At 38.4% G+C, this 21,690-nt stretch carries 24 protein-coding genes; 20 read left to right on the top strand and 4 right to left on the bottom strand.

Translation table 11 applies throughout. The features are described from left to right. Positions 1-129: 129 nt before the first annotated feature. From rimP to ABH968_RS04360, 16 genes are all read left to right on the top strand, one after another. Positions 130-600: a ribosome maturation factor RimP gene (rimP, locus tag ABH968_RS04435; RefSeq protein WP_142507439.1), complete on the top strand. Its 471-nt coding sequence runs from the start codon at positions 130-132 to the stop codon at positions 598-600. Positions 601-632: 32 nt separating this feature from the next. After that, entirely contained in the window at positions 633-1,772 is a 1,140-nt protein-coding gene (nusA, locus tag ABH968_RS04430; RefSeq protein WP_370042833.1) for a transcription termination factor NusA, read from the top strand. Positions 1,773-2,289: 517 nt separating this feature from the next. Further along, complete coding sequence (rnpM, locus tag ABH968_RS04425) at positions 2,290-2,568, top strand: RNase P modulator RnpM (RefSeq protein ID WP_370042832.1); 279 nt, start codon at positions 2,290-2,292, stop codon at positions 2,566-2,568. Then, complete coding sequence (locus tag ABH968_RS04420) at positions 2,565-2,873, top strand: YlxQ family RNA-binding protein (protein ID WP_370042831.1); 309 nt, start codon at positions 2,565-2,567, stop codon at positions 2,871-2,873. The genes rnpM and ABH968_RS04420 overlap by 4 nt, the downstream gene beginning before the upstream one ends. A gap of 14 nt (positions 2,874-2,887) precedes the next feature. Further along, the gene (infB, locus tag ABH968_RS04415) at positions 2,888-5,143 is read left to right on the top strand and encodes a translation initiation factor IF-2 (RefSeq protein ID WP_370042830.1); all 2,256 of its coding nucleotides are present in this window, start codon (positions 2,888-2,890) and stop codon (positions 5,141-5,143) included. Further along, on the top strand, positions 5,143-5,421 hold the full coding sequence (locus ABH968_RS04410; RefSeq protein ID WP_004225006.1) for a DUF503 domain-containing protein: 279 nt from the start codon (positions 5,143-5,145) through the stop codon (positions 5,419-5,421). Before infB ends, ABH968_RS04410 begins: the two co-directional genes overlap by 1 nt. 103 nt (positions 5,422-5,524) lie before the next feature. Next, positions 5,525-5,866: a 30S ribosome-binding factor RbfA gene (gene rbfA, locus ABH968_RS04405; RefSeq protein ID WP_100543905.1), complete on the top strand. Its 342-nt coding sequence runs from the start codon at positions 5,525-5,527 to the stop codon at positions 5,864-5,866. A 138-nt stretch (positions 5,867-6,004) separates the two neighbouring features. After that, a complete protein-coding gene (gene truB / locus ABH968_RS04400; RefSeq protein WP_370042829.1) occupies positions 6,005-6,916 on the top strand; it encodes a tRNA pseudouridine(55) synthase TruB in 912 nt (303 codons plus the stop codon). Positions 6,917-6,929: 13 nt separating this feature from the next. Continuing rightward, positions 6,930-7,886 carry a riboflavin biosynthesis protein RibF gene (ribF, locus tag ABH968_RS04395; RefSeq protein ID WP_370042828.1) on the top strand — a complete coding sequence of 319 codons (957 nt, stop codon included), beginning with the start codon at positions 6,930-6,932 and terminating at the stop codon, positions 7,884-7,886. A gap of 484 nt (positions 7,887-8,370) precedes the next feature. After that, the gene (rpsO, locus tag ABH968_RS04390) at positions 8,371-8,640 is read left to right on the top strand and encodes a 30S ribosomal protein S15 (protein ID WP_370042827.1); all 270 of its coding nucleotides are present in this window, start codon (positions 8,371-8,373) and stop codon (positions 8,638-8,640) included. A gap of 278 nt (positions 8,641-8,918) precedes the next feature. Next, a complete protein-coding gene (gene pnp / locus ABH968_RS04385; RefSeq protein WP_370042826.1) occupies positions 8,919-11,033 on the top strand; it encodes a polyribonucleotide nucleotidyltransferase in 2,115 nt (704 codons plus the stop codon). 488 nt (positions 11,034-11,521) lie between these two features. After that, positions 11,522-12,745 (top strand): M16 family metallopeptidase, encoded by a 1,224-nt coding sequence (locus ABH968_RS04380; protein WP_370042825.1) that lies wholly within the window; start codon positions 11,522-11,524, stop codon positions 12,743-12,745. A gap of 234 nt (positions 12,746-12,979) precedes the next feature. Continuing rightward, positions 12,980-13,975 (top strand): ABC transporter substrate-binding protein, encoded by a 996-nt coding sequence (locus tag ABH968_RS04375; protein WP_370042824.1) that lies wholly within the window; start codon positions 12,980-12,982, stop codon positions 13,973-13,975. Positions 13,976-13,990: 15 nt separating this feature from the next. Next, entirely contained in the window at positions 13,991-14,983 is a 993-nt protein-coding gene (locus tag ABH968_RS04370; RefSeq protein WP_370042823.1) for a FecCD family ABC transporter permease, read from the top strand. Continuing rightward, a complete protein-coding gene (locus ABH968_RS04365; RefSeq protein WP_370042822.1) occupies positions 14,983-15,765 on the top strand; it encodes an ABC transporter ATP-binding protein in 783 nt (260 codons plus the stop codon). The genes ABH968_RS04370 and ABH968_RS04365 overlap by 1 nt, the downstream gene beginning before the upstream one ends. 11 nt (positions 15,766-15,776) lie before the next feature. Beyond that, complete coding sequence (locus tag ABH968_RS04360) at positions 15,777-16,271, top strand: pyridoxamine 5'-phosphate oxidase family protein (protein ID WP_370042821.1); 495 nt, start codon at positions 15,777-15,779, stop codon at positions 16,269-16,271. A 35-nt stretch (positions 16,272-16,306) separates the two neighbouring features. Here the strand turns inward: ABH968_RS04360 and ABH968_RS04355 are convergent, their stop codons facing one another. The 4 genes from ABH968_RS04355 to ABH968_RS04340 are packed head-to-tail and all read right to left on the bottom strand — an operon-like array spanning position 16,307 to position 18,786. Next, positions 16,307-16,924, bottom strand: coding sequence for an ABC-2 transporter permease (locus ABH968_RS04355; RefSeq protein ID WP_370042820.1), 618 nt, complete (start codon positions 16,922-16,924; stop codon positions 16,307-16,309). 12 nt (positions 16,925-16,936) lie between these two features. Further along, on the bottom strand, positions 16,937-17,563 hold the full coding sequence (locus tag ABH968_RS04350; protein ID WP_370042819.1) for an ABC-2 transporter permease: 627 nt from the start codon (positions 17,561-17,563) through the stop codon (positions 16,937-16,939). Further along, complete coding sequence (locus ABH968_RS04345; protein ID WP_370042818.1) at positions 17,563-18,408, bottom strand: ABC transporter ATP-binding protein; 846 nt, start codon at positions 18,406-18,408, stop codon at positions 17,563-17,565. The genes ABH968_RS04350 and ABH968_RS04345 overlap by 1 nt, the downstream gene beginning before the upstream one ends. After that, entirely contained in the window at positions 18,409-18,786 is a 378-nt protein-coding gene (locus tag ABH968_RS04340) for a GntR family transcriptional regulator (RefSeq protein WP_370042817.1), read from the bottom strand. Positions 18,787-18,929: 143 nt separating this feature from the next. Here ABH968_RS04340 and ABH968_RS04335 point away from each other — a divergent pair, with 143 nt between their 5' ends. From ABH968_RS04335 to ABH968_RS04320, 4 genes are all read left to right on the top strand, one after another. After that, positions 18,930-19,193, top strand: a complete 264-nt coding sequence (locus ABH968_RS04335) for a YlmC/YmxH family sporulation protein (RefSeq protein WP_370042816.1) — start codon at positions 18,930-18,932, stop codon at positions 19,191-19,193. Positions 19,194-19,202: 9 nt separating this feature from the next. Next, on the top strand, positions 19,203-19,982 hold the full coding sequence (locus ABH968_RS04330) for a dipicolinate synthase (RefSeq protein ID WP_370042815.1): 780 nt from the start codon (positions 19,203-19,205) through the stop codon (positions 19,980-19,982). Then, the gene (locus ABH968_RS04325; RefSeq protein ID WP_370042814.1) at positions 19,976-20,566 is read left to right on the top strand and encodes a dipicolinate synthase subunit B; all 591 of its coding nucleotides are present in this window, start codon (positions 19,976-19,978) and stop codon (positions 20,564-20,566) included. Before ABH968_RS04330 ends, ABH968_RS04325 begins: the two co-directional genes overlap by 7 nt. An 82-nt stretch (positions 20,567-20,648) precedes the next feature. Beyond that, positions 20,649-21,686 carry an aspartate-semialdehyde dehydrogenase gene (locus ABH968_RS04320; protein WP_370042813.1) on the top strand — a complete coding sequence of 346 codons (1,038 nt, stop codon included), beginning with the start codon at positions 20,649-20,651 and terminating at the stop codon, positions 21,684-21,686. Positions 21,687-21,690: the final 4 nt, after the last annotated feature.

Here is a 21,690-nt window from a genome sequence, read left to right as displayed (position 1 = left end):
TTTTCTGTTGTTATACCGTAGCAAAACAAATTTTTGACTAACAGTAGGTAAGACCGTTAAATTTCACCAAAGCTACTGGTGGAATTTCTGTTTTATTACGCCAGATTTTGATAGATACAGGAGGAAACAATGAGCAAAGTACCATCTTTAATTGAAGAGCTCGCCAAACCGATTGTTGAAGAGTTAAATCTTGAGCTTGTAGATGTCGAGTTCGTAAAAGAAGGACGTAACTGGTTTTTACGTGTTTATGTGGATACACCTGAAGGTGGAATTGACATTGAACAATGTGCTCAAGTTAGTGAACGACTAAGTTTGCTATTGGATGAAAATGATCCAATTACACAAAACTATTATTTAGAAGTTTCTTCACCTGGAGCAGAACGTCCATTAAAAAAAGATACTGATTTTGAAAATGCGATTGGCAAATTTATTTATGTTAAAACCTATGAGCCCATCAAGGACATGAAGGAATTCCAAGGCTACTTAACATCATACGATGAACATACATTAGTGATGGAAGTACGCATTAAAACGCGTAAAATTACAGTAACAATTGAACAAGAAAAAATCGCTTTGGCACGACTTGCCATCGATTTTTAAGCATAATGCATATTTAGGAGTGAAAACAAAAAATGAGTAGTGATTTGTTAGATGCGATAAATGCGCTAGAAGAACAAAAAGGAATTTCAAGAGATGTGTTAATTGAAGCAATAGAAGCGGCATTAGTTACAGCTTACAAACGCAACTTCAATCAAGCACAAAATGTCCGTGTTGACTTAAATTTAGATAAGGGCTCTATTCGTGTCTTTTCACGTAAAGATGTTGTTGAAGAAGTAGAAGATGACCGTTTACAAATCTCTGAAGAAGATGCCAAGGCTATCAACCCTGCATACCAGTTGGAAGATGTGGTTGAGCAAGAAGTAACACCTCGAAACTTTGGTCGTATTGCTGCACAGACAGCGAAACAAGTTGTTACACAACGTGTACGTGAAGCTGAACGTGGCCTAATTTACGAGCAATATGTGGACCGCGAAGATGATATCGTGACGGGTGTAGTTGAGCGTTTAGATGCTCGTAATATTTACGTAGGTCTAGGAAAAGTAGAGGCTGCATTACCACAAAACGAACAAATTCAAGGTGAAACATATCATCCACATGATCGCATTAAGGTCTATATTACAAAGGTTGAACGTACAACTCGCGGACCACAAGTTATTGTTTCACGCACACATCCTGGTTTATTACGCCGCTTATTTGAAATGGAAGTACCTGAAATCTATGAAGGTATTGTAGAAATTAAATCAATAGCTCGTGAAGCAGGGGATCGTTCTAAAATCTCTGTTTATGCACATAACGAAGAGGTAGATCCAGTAGGTTCATGTGTAGGAGCAAAAGGCGCTCGTGTGCAAACAATTGTAAATGAATTACACGGCGAAAAAATCGATATCGTTGAATGGTCAGAAGATCCAGTTGTATTTGTAGCAAATGCTCTTAGCCCATCTAAAGTTTTAGATGTTCAAGTCAATGAAGAAGAAAAATCTACTACTGTTGTTGTTCCAGACTATCAATTATCACTAGCAATTGGTAAACGTGGTCAAAATGCTCGTTTAGCTGCTAAGCTAACTGGCTGGAAAATTGATATTAAGAGTGAAACAGATGCTCGTGAGTTAGGTATTTATCCATCTGCTACAAGCACTTTCATACCTGCTGAGGATGAAGAAAGTGATTTTGATGATGTGGCAGTTGACTTATATCAAGACGACGAAGAATAAGTAAGAAAGCCCGTGTGACTAGTTGGCTGCCATTATTCAGTCGGCGTAGCCCAACGCCCACTGAATAATGGCAGAGCCTACAATGTAAAATTTTATGGTGTTTAACTTCTTTCAGCGAGTGTCCAACCACCTGCTGAAATAGAGGAACTCAGTCTAAGAACGCCACGTCCTGTGGCAACGACTGAGTGACCAACTTAGTGTTGGCCTAAAGTCTCCGGCGGATGTCACGGAATCGGAAAGGAGTTCTTAAAGGATGTTAGCCTAAAATCATCGCATCCATGCGATAACGGCTAACTGACCTGCATCATGTTGTTGCTGTCGCTTCGCTTTCGCGTAATAAACATCTGCTGCTGACGCTTCGCTTTCGCGCAATAAACATCTGCAGGCCTAAGCACAAAGCCGATTCCGGACGCAATTATGCCGAGGCATAATTGATTTTAAATCCAAGTTTATAACCAATGTAGGGCATGGCTAGTCCACCTCTTACGACAAGCTTCAGAGAGGAAAGGTGATTCTTATGGCTATTAATAAAAAAGTACCTCTTCGAAAATGTGTAGCTACTGGAGAAATGCTACCAAAGAAAGAAATGGTTCGTGTCGTTCGTTCGAAAGAGGGCGAGGTAAGTGTTGATATCTCCGGAAAAAAACCGGGACGTGGTGCCTATGTCTCTAAATCGGAGGAGGCGATTGAAATCGCCCGTAAGAAAAATGTTTTAGGGCACCAACTTGATATAAAAATCCCTGAAGAAATCTACGATGAACTTATTTTGTTGATCCGTAGGGAGTCTATTATATGATCAATCAAGCAGTGCATAATTTGCTTGGAATAGCGGCAAGAGCCCGTAAAGTAATTTCAGGAGAAGAGTTAGTAGTAAAGGAAGTCCGTAATGGTAATGCTAGGCTAGTACTGCTTGCAAACGATGCTTCTAAAAACTCTAGCAAAAAAATTCAAGATAAATGTACGTACTACAACGTTGAGTATCATGTAATTGGTGATCGTTATGATCTAGGACATGCTACAGGTAAGGAGGCCCGCGTGGCTTTAGCTATTACCGATAAAGGTTTTGCAAGCAAATTGTCTAGTCTACTCAACGAAAAATAATCGGGGGTGAGCAGATGACCAAAATCAGAGTTCATGAATATGCGAAACAAGTGAATAAAACGAGTAAAGAGGTTATTGAAGCACTAAATAAAATAAATGTTAGCGTAACAAACCATATGTCAATGTTAGAAAAAGACATAGTGGCAAAGTTAAACCAAACATTTAAAAATATAAAAGAAGTGAAGCAACCTACTCAAAACGTATCGCAAAAATCACAGCAATCGGTGAAAAAGCAAGACGGGCAAAAGCAGCAATCTGCTACTTCTAAGCCTAAAGCCAATAATCAGCAACAAACGCATCAAAACTCAAATTCGTCTAACGAAAAATCTAAGAATACAAAAGGTAGTCAAAATCGAAATATGACAAATAATAATAATAATAATAATAATAATAATAATAATCGCAGAGGCGGAGGTTACAACCAACGTCCAAAACCAGGAATTCATGGCGGAAAACGTCGCCATCCAAAAACACATCAACCAAGTCTACCAGTGAAACAGAAGGAATTACCAGAAAAAATTACTTTTGTTGAATCACTTTCTGTAGCGGAAATAGCTAAAAAATTACACCGTGAGCCATCAGAAATTATTAAAAAATTATTTATGCTTGGTGTAATGGCAACAATTAACCAAGAATTAGATAAGGATGCAATTGAATTAATTTGCGCAGACTATGGTGTAGAAGTTGAAGAAGAAATCCGTGTAGATATTACGGATTTAGAAACACACTTCGAACAAACAGAAGAAGTTAACGAGGCAGAATTATCAGAACGTCCTCCGGTAGTAACAATTATGGGTCACGTTGACCATGGTAAAACTACATTGTTAGACTCTATTCGCAATACTAAAGTTACAGCTGGAGAAGCTGGTGGTATTACTCAGCATATCGGTGCTTATCAAGTAACTGAAGGCGACAAAAAAATTACGTTCCTAGATACACCAGGACACGCTGCGTTTACAACTATGCGTGCGCGCGGTGCGAAAGTAACGGATTTAACGATTTTAGTAGTAGCTGCGGATGATGGTGTTATGCCACAAACAGTAGAAGCGATTAACCACGCAAAAGCAGCAGAAGTTCCAATTATTGTTGCAGTCAATAAAATGGATAAACCTTCAGCTAATCCAGACCGTGTGATGCAAGAGCTAACAGAGCATGGCCTAGTTCCTGAAGCTTGGGGCGGCGAAACTATTTTCGTACCAATCTCTGCATTAAAAGGTGAAGGCATTGACACATTACTTGAAATGATTTTACTTATCGCTGAAGTAGGAGAATTGAAAGCAAACCCTGATCGCTTAGCACTTGGTACAGTAATTGAAGCACAGCTAGATAAAGGTCGAGGCTCTGTTGCAACACTTTTAGTACAAGATGGAACATTAAAAGTTGGAGACCCAATTGTTGTCGGCCATACTTATGGGCGAGTACGTGCTATGGTGAATGACAAAGGCCGCCGTGTGAAAGAAGCTGGACCATCAACGCCAGTAGAACTCACAGGTTTAAATGATGTACCACAAGCTGGCGACCGTTTCGTTGTCTTTGAAGACGAAAAAACAGCACGTCAAGTTGGAGAAACTCGTGCAATGTCAGCGATTCAAGCGCAACGTTCAGAAAAACAACGCGTAACGCTTGATAACTTATTCGAACAAATGAGTCAAGGCGAAATGAAGGAGCTTAACTTAATTGTTAAGGCTGACGTTCAAGGTACTGTAGAAGCTATGGCTGCATCATTAATGAAAATTGATGTTGAAGGCGTAAATGTGAAAATTATTCACACTGGCGCTGGAGCGATTACAGAATCAGATATTTCTCTTGCTGCGGCTTCAAATGCAATTGTTATCGGCTTCAACGTTCGTCCAGATGTCAATGCAAAACGTGCAGCAGAAGAAGAGGGCGTAGATATTCGTCTACACCGCATTATCTATAAAGTAATCGAGGAAATTGAACAAGCAATGAAAGGTATGCTTGATCCAGAATTCGTAGAAAAAATTATTGGTCAAGCAGAAGTTCGACAAACAATTAAAGTATCAAAAGTTGGTACAATTGCTGGTTCATACGTAACAGAAGGTAAAGTAACTCGTGATTCTGGCGTACGTGTAATCCGCGATAATGTAGTAATTTTTGAAGGCGAATTAGATACACTTAAACGTTTCAAAGATGAAGTAAAAGAAGTTGCCAGAGGTTACGAATGTGGTATTACAATTACAAACTTCAACGATATTAAAGAAGGCGACATTATCGAAGCCTATATTATGGAAGAAGTTAAACGTGCTTAATGATTGTTTACGCAGAGGTTGAATTCATTATTCAAACTGCCCATTCGTTGAAGGAAAAACGTGCTGTCTTACAGCGTATGATTACCCGCACGAAACAAAAATTTAATGTATCCATTGCGGAAATTGACCATCAAAATGTATGGCAACGCACGAAATTAGCGCTTGTTGCTGTTTCTTCTTCAAAAGAAGCAGCCGAGCGTGAAATTAATCACGCGCTTCACTACTTACAGTCAAATCCATCTTGGGAACAGCTAAATGTGTGGCGAGACTATCTATAAGTAACATTAGAAGTTGTGTTGTATGATTTAGCCAACCTTGCATGTAAATATATGTGTAAGTGAGGACACAACTTTCTGTACATCGAAATTGAGGTGACAAACTATGTCTCTACGCTCAAACCGTGTCGCTGAGCAAATGAAAAAAGAGCTTGGTGATATTATTGGACGTAAAATAAAAGATCCGCGTGTTGGTTTCGTTACTGTTACTGGTGTTGAGGTAACAGGTGATTTACAGCAAGCGACAATTTATATTACAACTCTAGGCAATGAACGTGAAAAAGAGGAAACACTAAAAGCTTTATTAAAGGCTTCTGGTTTCATTCGCTCAGAAATCGGTTCACGAATCCGTTTACGTCGTACACCAGAACTAATCTTTGAATTCGATTCATCGATTGAATATGGGAACCGTATTGATTCATTGCTACGTGGTTTACACGAAGAATAAGCTTAACTAAAAAAGTCTGCCATATGCATGTTCATGCAGGCAGACTTTTTACATTCATCGGAAAATGCAACAGAACATTTTTTGGGGTCTATCATTTTTAAAATAAACTAAAAACGAATTGATTTTAGGAGGGAATTTATGAACGGTATTTTACCGCTTTGGAAGGAACGTGGCATGACAAGTCATGATTGCGTCTTTAAATTACGGAAAATTTTACGTACTAAAAAAGTTGGCCATACAGGCACACTTGATCCAGGTGTTGAGGGAGTTCTTCCTATTTGTATTGGTCAGGCAACACGCATCGCAGAATACTTAACTGATGCAGGAAAAACCTATGAAGCCGTTATTTCAATTGGCCGTACAACGACAACTGAGGATGCAGAAGGAGAAACGGTTGAGCAAGATAGTACGAATAAAAAGTTCACACGTACTCAATTGCAAGAGGTTTTAACCTTGCTAACAGGTGTTATTCAACAAACGCCACCGATGTTTTCAGCAGTCAAAGTAAATGGTAAACGTCTCTATGAATATGCACGAAAAGGCGAAATTGTCGAAAGACCTACACGTCAAGTTACTATTTATGCATTAGAGCTACTAGATGATGTAGAAATATATGAAGGACATGAAATTACATTCCCTGTACGTATAGCGTGTAGTAAAGGGACGTATATTCGAACACTAGCTGTGCAAATCGGAGCGGCACTTGGCTATCCTGCACATATGAAAGAGCTCGTACGTACAGCCTCAGGTACATTTACACAAGAAAATTGCTTTACATTGGCACAAGTTGCTGAGCTGATGGAAGCTGAACAAATGGATACATGCATTTTACCAGTTGAGTATGCATTAACAGATTATCCATATATTGAGATCGTTTCTGCAAACGAAAAAGAAATTTTCAATGGACAAGTGCTTCCCGCAGATGCATTATTAAAGATACATGATAAAATTGTTTTTGGAATCAGTGGGAAAGCAATTGCGGTTTATCATGCCCATCCTACAAAGGAAGGGTTTATGAAGCCACATAAGATGTTTCCGACGATAGAGTAGGAGGATTTTTAGTATGGAGGTTATTCATTTAAAATACCCACACCAACTACAGCAACGAGAAAGCATGCAGCCATATTCATTGGCACTTGGTTTTTTTGATGGTGTACATAGAGGGCATCAGGAAGTAATTAAGGCAGCGAAGGAAGAAGGAGACAAACGTCAAATTCCAACGGCTGTTATGACATTCGATCCACATCCTTCTTTAGTGCTTGGCGGACGTAACGAAAAAGTATTTTATATAACGTTATTACAGCAAAAATTGCAGCTTTTTGAAGAACAAGGTGTTGATACAGCATTTGTTGTACATTTCACATCTGATTTTGCAAAGCTTTCACCTGCTGCATTTATTGATACATTTATTCGTGGGTTGAACATTCAGCATGTTACAGCTGGCTTTGATTATTCTTTTGGTGCATTTGGTAAAGGCGCAATGGAAGATATGCGTGCATTGAGTAATGGAGATTACGGCGTAACGGTTGTTGAAAAGAAAACCGACGATATCGAAAAAATTAGCTCTACACGTATCCGTAAGCTTTTGCAAGAGGGAGATATGGAAGCAGCAAGATTACTCCTTGGACGACCATTTGAAATTACGGGTATCGTTGTACATGGTGATAAGCGAGGACGCACAATAGGTTTCCCAACTGCAAATATCCAAGCGTTGGAGGGAACTTATATCCCAGCAAGCGGTGTATATGCGGTTCGATTACTGGTCCAAAATAACTGGTATGATGGTGTATGTAATGTAGGCTATAAACCAACATTTAAAGATCCAAATGACAAGCAATTATCCATCGAAGTCCATATATTAAACTTCGAAAAAAATATCTACGGTGAAGAAGTACATGTCGCTTGGTTTAAACGTATAAGAAGTGAACGAAAATTCGATGGTATTGAAGCATTGAAAGCACAAATCGAACAGGATAAACAAGAAGCAATTGACTATTTTAAGGTTATTACCAAAAGTTAAAACGTATACCATGAATATAAGTTGATTGGAGTGGAGGCTGGGCGACTCCTTGGGGATCAGCGATAGGGGAACGAAGGCTAAGAGCATCACATCCTGTGATAACGCCTTGTGACCTACGTCGTGTTGGCCCGAGACCCTGGAGCGAGCACATAGAGGAACGAAGGCTAAAAGCATCACTTCCTGTGATAACGCCTTCGTGACCAACATCCTGCTGCCCCAAGCGGCTCATCGGACGCCCCCAGGAAAGCGCCCAGCTGGAACGGAAATCAACCCCACTTTATGGTGATGACCCATATTTTATCGAGTTAATGCAAATTAAATCTACTTTAACATATGAATAGGCTTACGTTAACGCTTGCTTGACCTTTTGATTTATGGTAACATTCATAAGTGCATAATATGCTTAACCTTAGCTCGGTATATCGATGACTCCAACGTTTACTGTGCTAATGGGGATTAACAATTATTTAGGAGGTCCATACAAATGGCTATTTCAAAAGAACGTAAAAACGAAATTATTGCTGAGTACCGTACTCACGAAAGTGACACTGGTTCTCCAGAAGTACAAGTTGCAGTATTAACAGAGGATATTAACGCTCTAAATGCTCACTTACGTACACACAAAAAAGATTTCCACTCTGAGCGTGGTCTTCTTAAAATGGTAGGCCGTCGTCGTCACTTATTAAAATATCTTCGTGAGACTGACGTACAACGTTACCGTGAACTAATCACTCGTTTAGGCTTACGTCGCTAATTGTCAATCGAAAAGCGGGATTAATCCCGCTTTTTCTTTATGTTTATAAATATTAAGAAGACGGATTGAGAAAAAAAGCATATATGACATGAATTTCAAGCAAAAAAACATCGTTTCAATCAAGTATAGAAATAAATCCTAAATAAATTGGCAATAACTGAATTTAAATGTATGATTATTTGATGAAATATTTAGCATAGAACAAGCATTTTTGGTACACTTACTATTAGTACATACAGACGAAGTAAGTGTTTTTATAATAGAGAGGGGTTCATTGAATGAACGAAAAGAAAGTCTATTCCTATGAATGGGCTGGCCGTCCACTAGTAATCGAAGTTGGACAGTTAGCAAAACAAGCAAATGGGGCCGTATTAGTACGCTATGGTGATACATCAGTACTTTCAACAGCAACAATGTCAAAATCACCGAAACCACTTGATTTCTTCCCATTAACAGTAAACTATGAAGAACGTTTATATGCAGCAGGTAAAATTCCTGGTGGCTTTATTAAACGTGAAGGCCGTCCATCTGAAAAAGCAATACTAGCAAGCCGTTTAATCGACCGTCCAATTCGTCCGATGTTCCCAGACGGTTTCCGTAATGAAGTACAAGCGATTTCGATGGTCATGTCTAACGATCCGGATTGCACGTCTGAAATGGCTGCAATGGTTGGTTCATCATTAGCATTAGCTATTTCGGATATTCCATTTGATGGACCGATTGCAGGTGTACAAGTTGGATATATTGACGGTAAATTTATCGTGAACCCAACAGTGGAACAATCTAATCAGTCAACAGTCCATTTATCTGTAGCAGGTAACAAGGATGCTATCAACATGGTTGAAGCTGGTGCACTAGAAGTACCGGAAGAAGTAATGCTTGAAGCCATTATGTTCGGTCATGAAGAAATCAAAAAAATTATTGCTTTCCAAGAGCAAATTGTTGCAGAAGTAGGGAAAGAAAAATTACCTGTAACATTATTTGAAATTGATGAAGCGATTCAAGCAGATATAAAAGCAGCTTGTGAGACTGACATGCATGATGCTATTCAAACTGCTGAAAAACATGCACGTGATGAGGCTATTAAAGCAGTAAAAGATCGTGTTATTGCTTCTTATGAAGAGCAAGAAGCGGATGAAGTAACAATGAAGCAAGTTTATACAATTCTAGATAAGATGGTAAAAGACGAAGTACGTCGTCAAATTACAGAAGATAAAGTTCGTCCAGATGGTCGTAAGCTAGACGAAATCCGTCCACTTTCTTCTGAAACAGGCTTATTGCAACGTACTCACGGTTCAGCATTATTTACGCGTGGACAAACACAAGCCCTTTCTATTTGTACATTAGGTGCACTTGGTGATGTGCAAATTATCGACGGTTTAGGTGTAGAAGAATCGAAACGCTTTATGCATCACTATAACTTCCCGCAATTCTCTGTAGGGGAAACTGGCCCAATTCGTGGACCAGGTCGTCGTGAAATCGGTCATGGTGCATTAGGAGAGCGTGCTCTTGATGCGGTTATTCCAGGTGAATCTGAATTCCCATATACAATCCGTTGTGTATCGGAAGTACTCGAGTCAAACGGTTCTACATCTCAAGCTTCTATCTGTGCTTCAACGTTAGCGATGATGGATGCTGGTGTTCCATTAAAAGCACCTGTAGCAGGTATTGCAATGGGTCTTATTAAAAAAGGCGAACATTACTCTATTTTAACTGATATTCAAGGTATGGAAGACCACCTTGGAGATATGGACTTTAAAGTTGCAGGTACAGCTAAAGGTGTAACAGCACTTCAAATGGACATTAAAATTGATGGTTTATCACGCAATATTTTAGAGGAAGCATTAACACAAGCTAAAATTGGTCGTATGCACATTTTAGAATCAATGCTTGCTACTCTTGCAGAACCACGTGAAAAATTATCTACATTTGCACCGAAAATTGTGATCGTGAAGATTAATCCTGATAAAATTCGCGATGTTATCGGACCTGGTGGTAAACAAATTAACAAAATTATTGAAGAAACTGGCGTAAAAATTGATACTGAGCAAGATGGTACAATTTACATCTCTTCTGCAGATGAAGAAATGAACGCTCGTGCAAAACAAATTATCGAGGACATCGTACGTGAAGCAAAAGTTGGCGAGTATTACTTATCAACAGTTAAACGTATTGAAAAATTCGGTGCGTTCTGTGAAATATTCCCTGGTAAAGATGGCTTACTTCACATCTCTGAAATTCAAGAGGAACGTACAAAACAAGTTGAAGATGTCTTAAAACTTGGCGATCAATTACTTGTAAAAGTTATTGAAATTGACAAGCAAGGTCGTGTGAATTTATCTCGTAAAGTAGTGATCCAAGAAGAAAAAGAACGCGCTGAGCAAGATAAATAATAAATTGTAGAAAAGGCTGCGTATAATGCGCAGCCTTTTTTAAATCAACTATAAGGAAAATGGTTCTATAAGGGATATTTTGGGGGAAGCTTCACATTATGGTTCATCACTAAAAGTCGTGGATGACTTTTGGTAAAACGTATACTATGTAAATAAGTTGATTGGAGTGGAGAATGGACGACTCCTTGGGGATTAGCGATAGAGGAACGAAGGCTAAAACCATCACATCCTGTGATAACGCCTTCGTGACCAACATCGTGTTGGCCCGAGACCCTGGAGCGAGCATCGCGAGTGAAGCGGCTCATCGGACGCCCCCAGGAAGCTCTGCTCTGCGCGAAAGCGAAGCGTCAGCGGCAAATGTTTTCTGTAGCGAAAGCAAAGCGGCAGCTACAAAGCGCCCAGTCGGAACGGAAATCAACCACACGTTTTGGTGATGATCCCACATTATGCCTTTGATGTAGAACCAGAGATAAATTGGGGGAGATTTTTTGGTACAAGTACATACATGTCAGAATGGCGTGCGTATTGTGTCTGAGCAAATCGATCATGTAAGGTCTGTTGCGCTAGGCATTTTTGTTAATGCAGGATCTCGTTATGAGCTACCTGAGGAAAATGGCATTACGCATTTTATAGAACATATGCTTTTTAAAGGGACAAAAACTCGAACAGCTCGCCAAATCGCTGAAGAATTTGATCGAATTGGTGGAGAGTTAAATGCCTTTACATCCAAGGAAAACACTTGTTATTATGCAAAGGTTTTAGACCATCATGCTGAGCTTGCAGTTGCAATATTAGCGGATATGTTCTTTAATTCTACGTTTGCAGAGGAAGAATTAGAGAAAGAAAGACAAGTTGTACTAGAGGAAATATTAATGAGTGAAGACGCACCTGATGACGATGTTCATGAAAAACTATGGGGAGTCATGTATCCAAATGATGCACTCGGTCGTCCAATTCTAGGAACTGCGGCTACATTAAAAACATTTACAGCAGATATTATACGTAACTATATGGCTAAACATTATGGTCCAGAATCAGTTGTTATTTCAATAGCGGGAAATATCTCTACAAAGCTTATGCAAACAATTGAAGACTTATTTGGCCAATATCAGCCATCTCCACTTGTGGTTGAACCTGTGCTAACGAATCCTCAGTTTTATCCAGGAGAGATTTCAAAAACTCGCGATACGGAGCAAGCGCATTTAGCCATTTCTTATCCAGCAATTGGTGTAAAAGATCCAGATATGTATAGCTTTATTGCACTTAATAATATTATTGGTGGTAATATGAGCTCTCGTTTGTTCCAAGAAGTACGCGAAGAACGTGGTTTAGCATATTCAATATTTTCTTATCAATCCTGTTATGCAGATGTTGGCGCATTTACGATTTATGGTAGTACAAGCCGTCAGCAATTATCACAGCTCCAACATACAATTGATGCGACATTACTTGATATCGTAGCAGGTGGCGTGACAGAGGAAGAACTTATGAATGCGAAGGAGCAGCTTAAGGGGAGTTTTGTGCTCGGTCTAGAGGGGACAGGCGCTCGTATGAATCGCAACGGTACAAGTGAGTTAGTGCATCGTAAACATCGTTCAGTAAACGAAGTATTAGCGTCAATTGATGCCGTTTCAATGGAATCGATCGATCGTTTAATAGCAAAAATCTTGAAAGCTGAGCCAGCCATTTCAATTATTGGCCCAGAAGCTTAAAATAAAAGGAGCACAAACTATTGCTATAGTTTGTGCTCCTTTTTTAATTAAACAATGTTTCATTTATCACTGACATCATTTTTTTCATAAAAGGAGGATCTCGATAGCTTTCGAGGTTCTCCTTTTCTAGTTGAAAATGCTCATTATCAATTAGAAGTTGATATTCTCAATAAAGTTTGGTAGTATAAATGATATTGAAAATCATTATCAATTAAATCGGAGGCAAGTATTAGTATGAAAAATTGGTTAGGTGTAGGGCTTCTAGCATTATCACTTACATTAGTTGGATGCTCACAACAAGAAAAAGAGGAAAATAAGGAGACACAAAAAGACAGGACTTCACAGCAACAGGAAATATCAGAATCAACTAAAGTACAAGAGGGGAAGTTTGAGGATGGTGTAAATGAGGAGGCATTTCAAAAAGCATTAGCAAGTTTACCAGCAACAGTTCCTGAAAAAATCGTTACTACATCGGTTCCTTTAACAGAGATGCTACACCTACTTGATATTGAACCTGTAGGCGTTCCAACATCGACAAATCCGATTCCAGCAGATTTCGATGCTATTACACGAATTGGCTCACCTATGGCACCTGATTTAGAAATAATTTCAAGTTTACAAACAGACTTAATAATTGGGGCTTCTTCTCTACAAAGTTCACTGGATCAAGCACTTCAGGGAATGAATTTACCAACAGCCTATCTACCGACAGATTCATATGATGACTTAAAATTGAGCTTCAAGGTACTTGGTACATATTTTGGAAAAGAAGAAGAAATGAATAAATTACTACAAAATATTGTTTCAAAGGAAACGGAACTTGAAACAAAAGCACAAGGAAAAGAACTTCCATCTGTCATGCTTGTTATCGGAACATCTGATTCCTTTATGGTTATGAATGAAAAGTCTTATCTAGGTAGTTTAGTTGAGCGTTTAGGCGCTGATAATATCGCTAAATCAGTGTTAAAAGCAGAATCAACTTATTCAGCAATGAATCTAGAGGACATTGTTGTTGCTGATCCAGATATTATTTTCGTATTAGCATCAGGCGACCATGGAGCAAACGAAGATAAATTCAAACAAGAGATTGAGAAAAATAGTGCGTGGAAACAACTCTCAGCTTATAAAAATGACAAGATTTACATGCTTGATTATAGTACGTTCGGTGTAACATCCATTTCTAATGTTGAGACAGCACTTACGACAATCGCAGATTATTTCTATAAATAACAATGAGGTAAACCTATGATAAGTACAAGAAGAAGTCGCATCATTATTATTATGACCTTTGTGCTAACAATGTTAGCAGCTATCGTTGCGATAGGGCTAGGGAGTGTACATATTACAATTCCAGATATTTTAACAACAATTGTCAATGGTCGTGATAATGATGGCATATATACTACAATTATTTGGGATATTCGTCTTCCACGTGTTTTACTAGCATTTATAATAGGTGCTAATATTGCGATCTCTGGTGCATTATTGCAGGCAGTAATGGGAAATCCATTAGCTGATCCAGGATTGACAGGTGTTACGAGTGGAGCAGCAGCATTTGTTTTAATCATTCTATTAGCAAATCCAGAATTCACTCATCTAATCCCAGCCGCAGCCTTTATTGGTGGTTTAATTGCTGCAACTATAATTTATGCACTTGCCTGGCGACGAACAGGCATTACTCCGATTACTATTATTTTGTCAGGAGTTGCAGTGAATGCACTGTGTGGTGGAGTTATTGGGTTTTTATCGATTCTTTATAGTGATCGACTACCATCAGCAGTGCAATGGATGAATGGTAGTTTAGCAGCCAAGGGAAATGCATCACTGCAATTGATTTATTTTTACGCAATAATAGGTTGGATCGTGTCCATCTTTGCGATACGCAAGGCAAATATTATACGTTTAGGAGATCAAGTGGCAGTAAATTTAGGGGAAAATGTAACTCGTATTCGTATTATGTTATCTATTTTAGCAGTATTTTTAGCGGCTATCTCGGTAGCTGCAGTCGGAATGATTGGCTTTATTGGCTTAATCGTACCGCATATGGCTCGAATGCTTGTAGGCTCAGATTATAAATATCTACTACCCATGAGTATGGCAATGGGGGCAATTGTGTTACTTATTGCTGATACTGGTGGACGAACATTGTTTGCGCCACTCGATATTCCAGCGGGTATTCTAATGTCTGTCATTGGTGGGCCTTACTTCTTATATTTAATGCGAAAGAAGGCGTTTTAATGTTAAAAATTGAACAGCTATCTGTCCGCTATGAACAAAAGGAAGTTGTCCATAATTTTTCTTTTGAAGTTGCAAAAGGTGAGGTGCTATCCATTATCGGACCAAATGGCTCTGGAAAATCTACTATTTTAAAGGCTATTGCACGTATGCAGCCTTATAATGAAGGAACAATTATCTTTGATGGCGAAAATATACGTCGACTCTCGTCCAAAGACATAGCAAGAAAAATGTGCATGTTGAGTCAAAAAAATCAGGCTCCAACTGATATATCTGTTAAAAACCTAGTGGCATATGGTCGATATCCACATAAAAAGTGGTTTGAGCGCTTAAATGCAGAGGATGAGGCTATTATTGATTGGGCTCTAGAGAAAACACATCTCACACATTACAGAGAAAAACCTATTGCAGCTTTATCGGGTGGTGAAGCACAGCGAGCTTGGATAGCAATGGCTTTAGCGCAGCGACCGCAAATTTTATTATTGGATGAACCAACGACATACTTAGATATCGCACACCAGCATGAAGTTCTAGAATTAGTGAGAGAGCTAAATTATGAAATGGGTATGACGGTTGTGATGGTGCTCCATGATTTAAATCAAGCATCTAGCTATAGTGATAAAATCGTAGTTGTAAAAGGTGGTCAACGCGCCCAAGTTGGCACACCCGAAGAGGTAATGACCGAACAGATGATTCAGCAAATATACCGAATGGATGCAGAAATTCAATATGTATCATGGGATAGTGCTCCACGGATTCAATTAAAAAGTACTGTCAAGGCGTAGGAGGAAATAGGATGCAAAAAGAAATTGATATTGAGCAAGTAAAGCAAGGCTATGAAAAATTTATTCAAGGAAAAAAAAGTTGTGTGTTAAGTCTAGTGGATGGTGAAGGGAAACCTTTTAGTAGCACTACTCCATTTGTGCGTGTAAATGGTGAATTTTACGTCTATATTAGTCGTATCGCAGAGCATTTTCAACTCATGGAGCAGGCTCAACTTGTAGATGTACTTTGCGTGGCAGATGAGGCAGTAACACCAAATCCATTTGCAGCAGAACGAGCACGTTGGCAATGTAAACCAAAGAATTTAGGGAATGAAGGATACGAGGACGTATTTGCAGCATTCAATAAATTGTTTAATGCTAAAATGATGGAGCTGTTACGAACACTTGATTTTTCACTATTTGAGCTCACACCATTGGAAGGCCGCTACGTGGTAGGCTTCGGTAAGGCATTTACAATTGATATAGCGAATGATACGTTAGTCCATGTAGTAATTGATAAAAAATAGGTCGCCCTTTTTCGGCAACCTATTTTTTAAATTCTTTAAAAAACCTCTCTTGCTAAATATAATGTAAGGCTTTGAAGTAAAATAAAAATACTAATGATTATACTTATGATTGTAGGGATCAAAATAATTATCAAAAAATTTTCTACTACTTGTGATAAATAGTAATGGATAGGAAAATTAATTATAAAAATAAGGAAGATGGCTGATATCATTCTAAAATAACGCATCCGCTTTGTCTCGTCTAGATGATGGATATAAAACTGGATGGAGATGAGTAAAGAAGCACTGCTAATATAGGCGAAGTACATGGCAAAATGCTCTGAAAAATTATCATCAGCTGCAGTTTGTGAAAAATAAGCAGGTGCTAATAGAACAAAAAGTAGCATCACGATACCGTGACTATATAGAAAATCAGCCTGTAGCTGTGTTTTTCTCGTCAAAGGTAGACTATTCACAAATAATTCCCAATTTACTTTTTGATCTTCCTCATAGATCCCTCTAATAATGGAAGCAGAAAAAACTACAACAAATATTCCTATTAAGGGATTATCTAAAAAGGGTATTTCCATGTAACTAATGATTATACAAATAATAACTGCAAAAAGGATGGACCATTTTTGCACCATTATTCTTTGCAAAAGTAAAGCCTGCATTGTCTTTTCCTCCTAGAATTCTTTGCGTTGATATATAGCGGTTGAAATGAGAGAGGACAGCCATAAGATTAAAAGTCCGGCAAACGGAGCTAAAAACATATATTGTTTTAAGTTGGATAATGTTAATGTCATATCTGGAAAATACTCTTTTAAAAGACCAAATAAGAAACCAGGTATGAAGCAAAGAGCAAATAGGGCAATTCTTCCTTTGATGGCGCCAAATTTAATGTAGATTGGAATTAATAATGCCAGTATACAAAATGACAATACCACAGTAAGATTAAATGTTAGAAAAAATTCAGCTGAAGCCAAGTTATTCGTGAAGTGATTCATAAGAAATACGATAGGTAGAGCAATGACAAGCCCTATGATCATGAGTAGGAAACTCAGCATGTATTTACTAAGCACAATATCCCCTTTGGAAATTGGTAAGGTATTTGCGTATTTATCCCAGTTGCTGTGTTCGTCGTAGGTAATGGCAGTTGTCGCTTGAATGGTCACGATAAATACAATAACGGCTAAGAGCAGTGAACCTTTTTGCATGAAAATCGCCATAAAAAGGATGATAATTAGAAAAGAAGCTTGTGATTTTATTTGACGCTGAATCGTCATGAAATCTTTTAATAGAAGAGCAGTCATTATAGAACACTTCCTTTCACATAAAAAAGCATGATATCTTCAATTGAAGGCCTTTCAAGTGAAAATACTTTGTTTACTTTATTTTTATGAACTAGTGCCTCAATACCAAATGCTCCATTACGCTTTTTTATAATGGCATGCTCTGGAATATCGCTTACTTCCTCATTACTTCCTTTAAATATGCCGTACTCATAGACCAGCGCATCCTTACTTTCGCTAAATAAAATTTCCCCATTATGAATGAATGTAATGTAGTCAGCTATCTTTTCTAAATCACTTGTTATATGAGAAGAAAATAGGATGCTATGTGTTTCATCCTGCATAAACGTTAAAAATAAATCGAGAATTTCATCACGTATAATCGGATCTAGCCCACTCGTTGGCTCATCTAAAATTAAAAGTTTTGGATGATGCGACAATGCTAATGCTATGGAAAGTTTCATCCTCATTCCTCGGGATAATTCTTTAATCTTCTTCCTCTCCGGAACTTTAAATTGTGCTAATCGCTCAAAATAATAGCCTGAATCCCATGTTTTAAAAACTTTTTTCATAATTTTGTCGAGTTGCGCCGCATTAAGTGTTTCAGGCACATGTAAATCGTCAAAAACCACACCGATGTCGTTTTTTAGCGATAATTCATGTTCGACAATATCCTTACCAAATAGCGAAATTTCGCCATATTCTTTTTTGAGTAGGTTAAGTATGCATTTAATTGTAGTAGACTTCCCAGCACCGTTTTCTCCTACAAAACCCATAACAGTGCCTTGAGGTACTGAAAAACTTACATCATTAAGAGAAAACCCTTTAAAGCTTTTCTGTAAATCATGAACTTCAATAGCATTCATTTAGTTGTCCTCCTCCAAAATTAATGAAAGTAACTCCTGTACTTCTTCTTTTGTCAGCCCAGCAGTTTTGGCCATTTTCACTGCTTTTTGCATATGCTCCTCAACTTGACGCAATAATTCCTCGCGTAGAAAATCTTGATTTCGTTCTGTAACAAAACTTCCTTTTCCAGCTACTGTTTCGATAAATCCATCTCGCTCTAAATCAGCATAAGCTCGCTTCGTTGTCATAACGCTAATTTTTAAATCCTTTGCCAGTGCACGAATAGATGGTAGTGCGTCGCCTGCCTGTAATTTATTGGCTAGTATCGCTTCCTTAAGCTGTACGGTTATTTGTTCATAGATGGGTTTATCACTGGAGTTGCTTAAATGAATATGCACAAATTTCTCACCTCGCATAACTGTATATACACACTATACACAGTGTGGTAAATAAATGCAATATTTTCATACTTTGGGTAAGGGTCACGAATTGCAAAAACTCGGCATATATTGGGGTAACGGTTCAAGGAGGGAGATGAGGAATGCTACTATCAGAGATGGTGGATAAAGAGTTAATTCAAGTTGAGGGTGGCGTACACTTTGGCATATTGGCACATACGGAATGTTTATTAGATGTGCAAACAGGAAAGATTCATGGTTTTGAGATTGTTAAAGATAAATTGCCATTCCAAAAAAAGAAAGTGAAAGTTAGTGAAATGATACCTTGGCATGAAATTATACTAATTGGTGAAGATCGGATTTTATTTAACAAAACAACGACAGTGCAGTCAGACTTTTTACAGTGAGGTGAGCTTTTGGAAAATGAAAAATGGCTTGTTATCGGTGAGGATCTAAGATTAAAGGAATTAGCTACAATGCTAAGAAGCCCATCGAGAACGGTATTTTATAAAAGAACATCAGTTTGGAATGAAGAGTTAAATAAGCTTGTATTAGAATTCCAACCGAATAGAATTATTCTTCCCATTCTTCCACTTAAAATTGAAGTGGAACAGCTTTATGGGATATCCCAAGTTAAGTTTTATACAGGGCGTTTGACTATGCATTGGAAGCATTTGCTTGAGAAAAATGAAACAAATTGCTATTTACAACAAGAATCTTTTATTTGGCAAAACGCAAGATTAACAGCGGAGGGATTTATTGCCACATTTTACGGACTCGAGCAAAAATGTATTTACGGACAAAACTTTACTATCGCAGGTTTTGGACGCACAGCCAAAATGCTCGCTTCTTTACTCGTCAAGATGGGCGCTAATGTCCATATAGTAGCGCGTTCAGTTGTACAAGTGAGTGAAGCTAAGGCATATGGTTATAAAGCTACGGATTTAGATGACCGTAAATGGTCAATTAATGATGGGGTTTTTATCAATACGATTCCAGCTAAATGGATTACAGAATCATTCCAAGATCATGTCCCAGCTGTCCTATATGATTTGGCTTCAGAGCCTGGATGTTTGGATATAGACGCTGAGCAATTACAAACGTACGTGCTATTGCCATCATTACCTGGGAAATACTTTGCACATGATGCAGCTACAATATTGTGCAAGGCAATAGAGGAGGAAGAAAATTGCTAACGGGTAAACGAATAGGTTTAGGTATTACAGCCTCTCACTGTACGTATGAGGATGTAGTACCTAAAATTCAAAACTTTATAGATGTAGGAGCAACGGTTGTTCCAATAATTACGCATTCCGTGTTACATGCGGCTACGCGTTTTGGTACCGGAGAGGAATGGATTGCAAAAATAGAGGAATTGACTCGAGAAAAGGTTATTTCCTCTATTAAAGAGGCAGAACCATTCGGACCATCCAATCCATTGGATGCGATGGTTATAGCACCGATGACAGGCAATAGTATTAGTAAATTTGCTAATGCAGCAACAGATAGTCCGGTATTGATGGCTGCTAAGGCAACATTGCGTAACGGTTCTCCTGTTGTCCTAGGCATATCAACAAATGATGCTCTTGGCTTAAATGGCATGAATATTATGAGGCTGCTAAATGCTAAAAATATTTACTTTATTCCATTCGGGCAGGACTCACCACATTCAAAGCCAAATTCCTTGATTGCTGATTTTGATCAAATGGTTGCGACTGTTCATGAAGCGATTACAGAGAAAAAGCAATTACAACCACTGTTGATACAATATTTCAAATAATTCACGAATTACACACAATTTTCAGTATTTTTGTGATACAATAGCACACATTATGTAACATGTATTCAAGGAGAGATGACAGATGACAAAGCAGTTAACAGTTGCGGTTGTTGGAGCAACAGGGGCAGTAGGCACAAAAATGATGGAGCAACTCATTAAACGGAATTTTCCAATCGGAGATATTAAGTTCTTAGCTTCTGCACGTTCAGCAGGAAAACCAATCGAATTTAATGGTAAGACATATACAATTGAAGAAGCGACACCTGAAGCTTTTGAAGGCGTCAATGTCGCTTTATTCTCAGCTGGTGGTTCTGTATCAGCGGCGTTGGCGCCAGAAGCGGCAAAACGTGGTGCAGTAGTTATCGATAATACGAGCCATTTCCGCATGGATCCAGAGGTACCACTAGTTGTGCCTGAAGTAAATCGTGGCGATCTTGCTAAGCATAAAGGGATTATTGCGAATCCAAACTGCTCTACAATTCAAATGATGGCTGCACTTGAACCTATTCGTAATGCATTTGGCTTAACAAAAATTATTGTATCGACATACCAAGCAGTTTCAGGTGCAGGTATTTCTGCTATTCAAGAATTAAAGGCACAAAGTGAAAATTGGGATGCAGGTAAGGATGTAGAAGCAAATATTTTACCTTCTGGTAGCGACAAACGTCATTATCCAATCGCTCGTAATGTCATTCCACAAATTGATAAATTTACAGACAATGGCTTTACATATGAAGAAATGAAAATGATTAATGAAACGAAGAAAATCATGCATGCACCAGAGCTAAACGTAGCTGCAACTTGTGTTCGCGTGCCAGTCGTTTCCGGACACTCTGAATCTGTTTATATTGAAGTAGAAAAAGAAGCAACGGTACAGGAGATTTTTGAAGTATTACGCAGTGCACCAGGTGTAGTATTACAAGATGAGATCGCAACACAAACTTACCCAATGCCTATCTATGCAGAAGGGGAAGACGATACTTTTGTAGGACGTATCCGACAAGATTTAGACAATAAAAAAGGATTCCACCTATGGATCGTTTCTGACAATCTTTTAAAAGGCGCTGCATTAAACTCTATCCAAATTGCAGAAGCAATGCTGGAGGATAACTTACTATAAGAGG

This window comes from Lysinibacillus sp. RC79 (assembly GCF_041262405.1).
GTDB lineage: Bacteria > Bacillota > Bacilli > Bacillales_A > Planococcaceae > Lysinibacillus.
The sequence above is the reverse complement of the archived record's forward strand: the minus strand, read 5'-3'. Positions and strand labels throughout refer to the sequence as shown.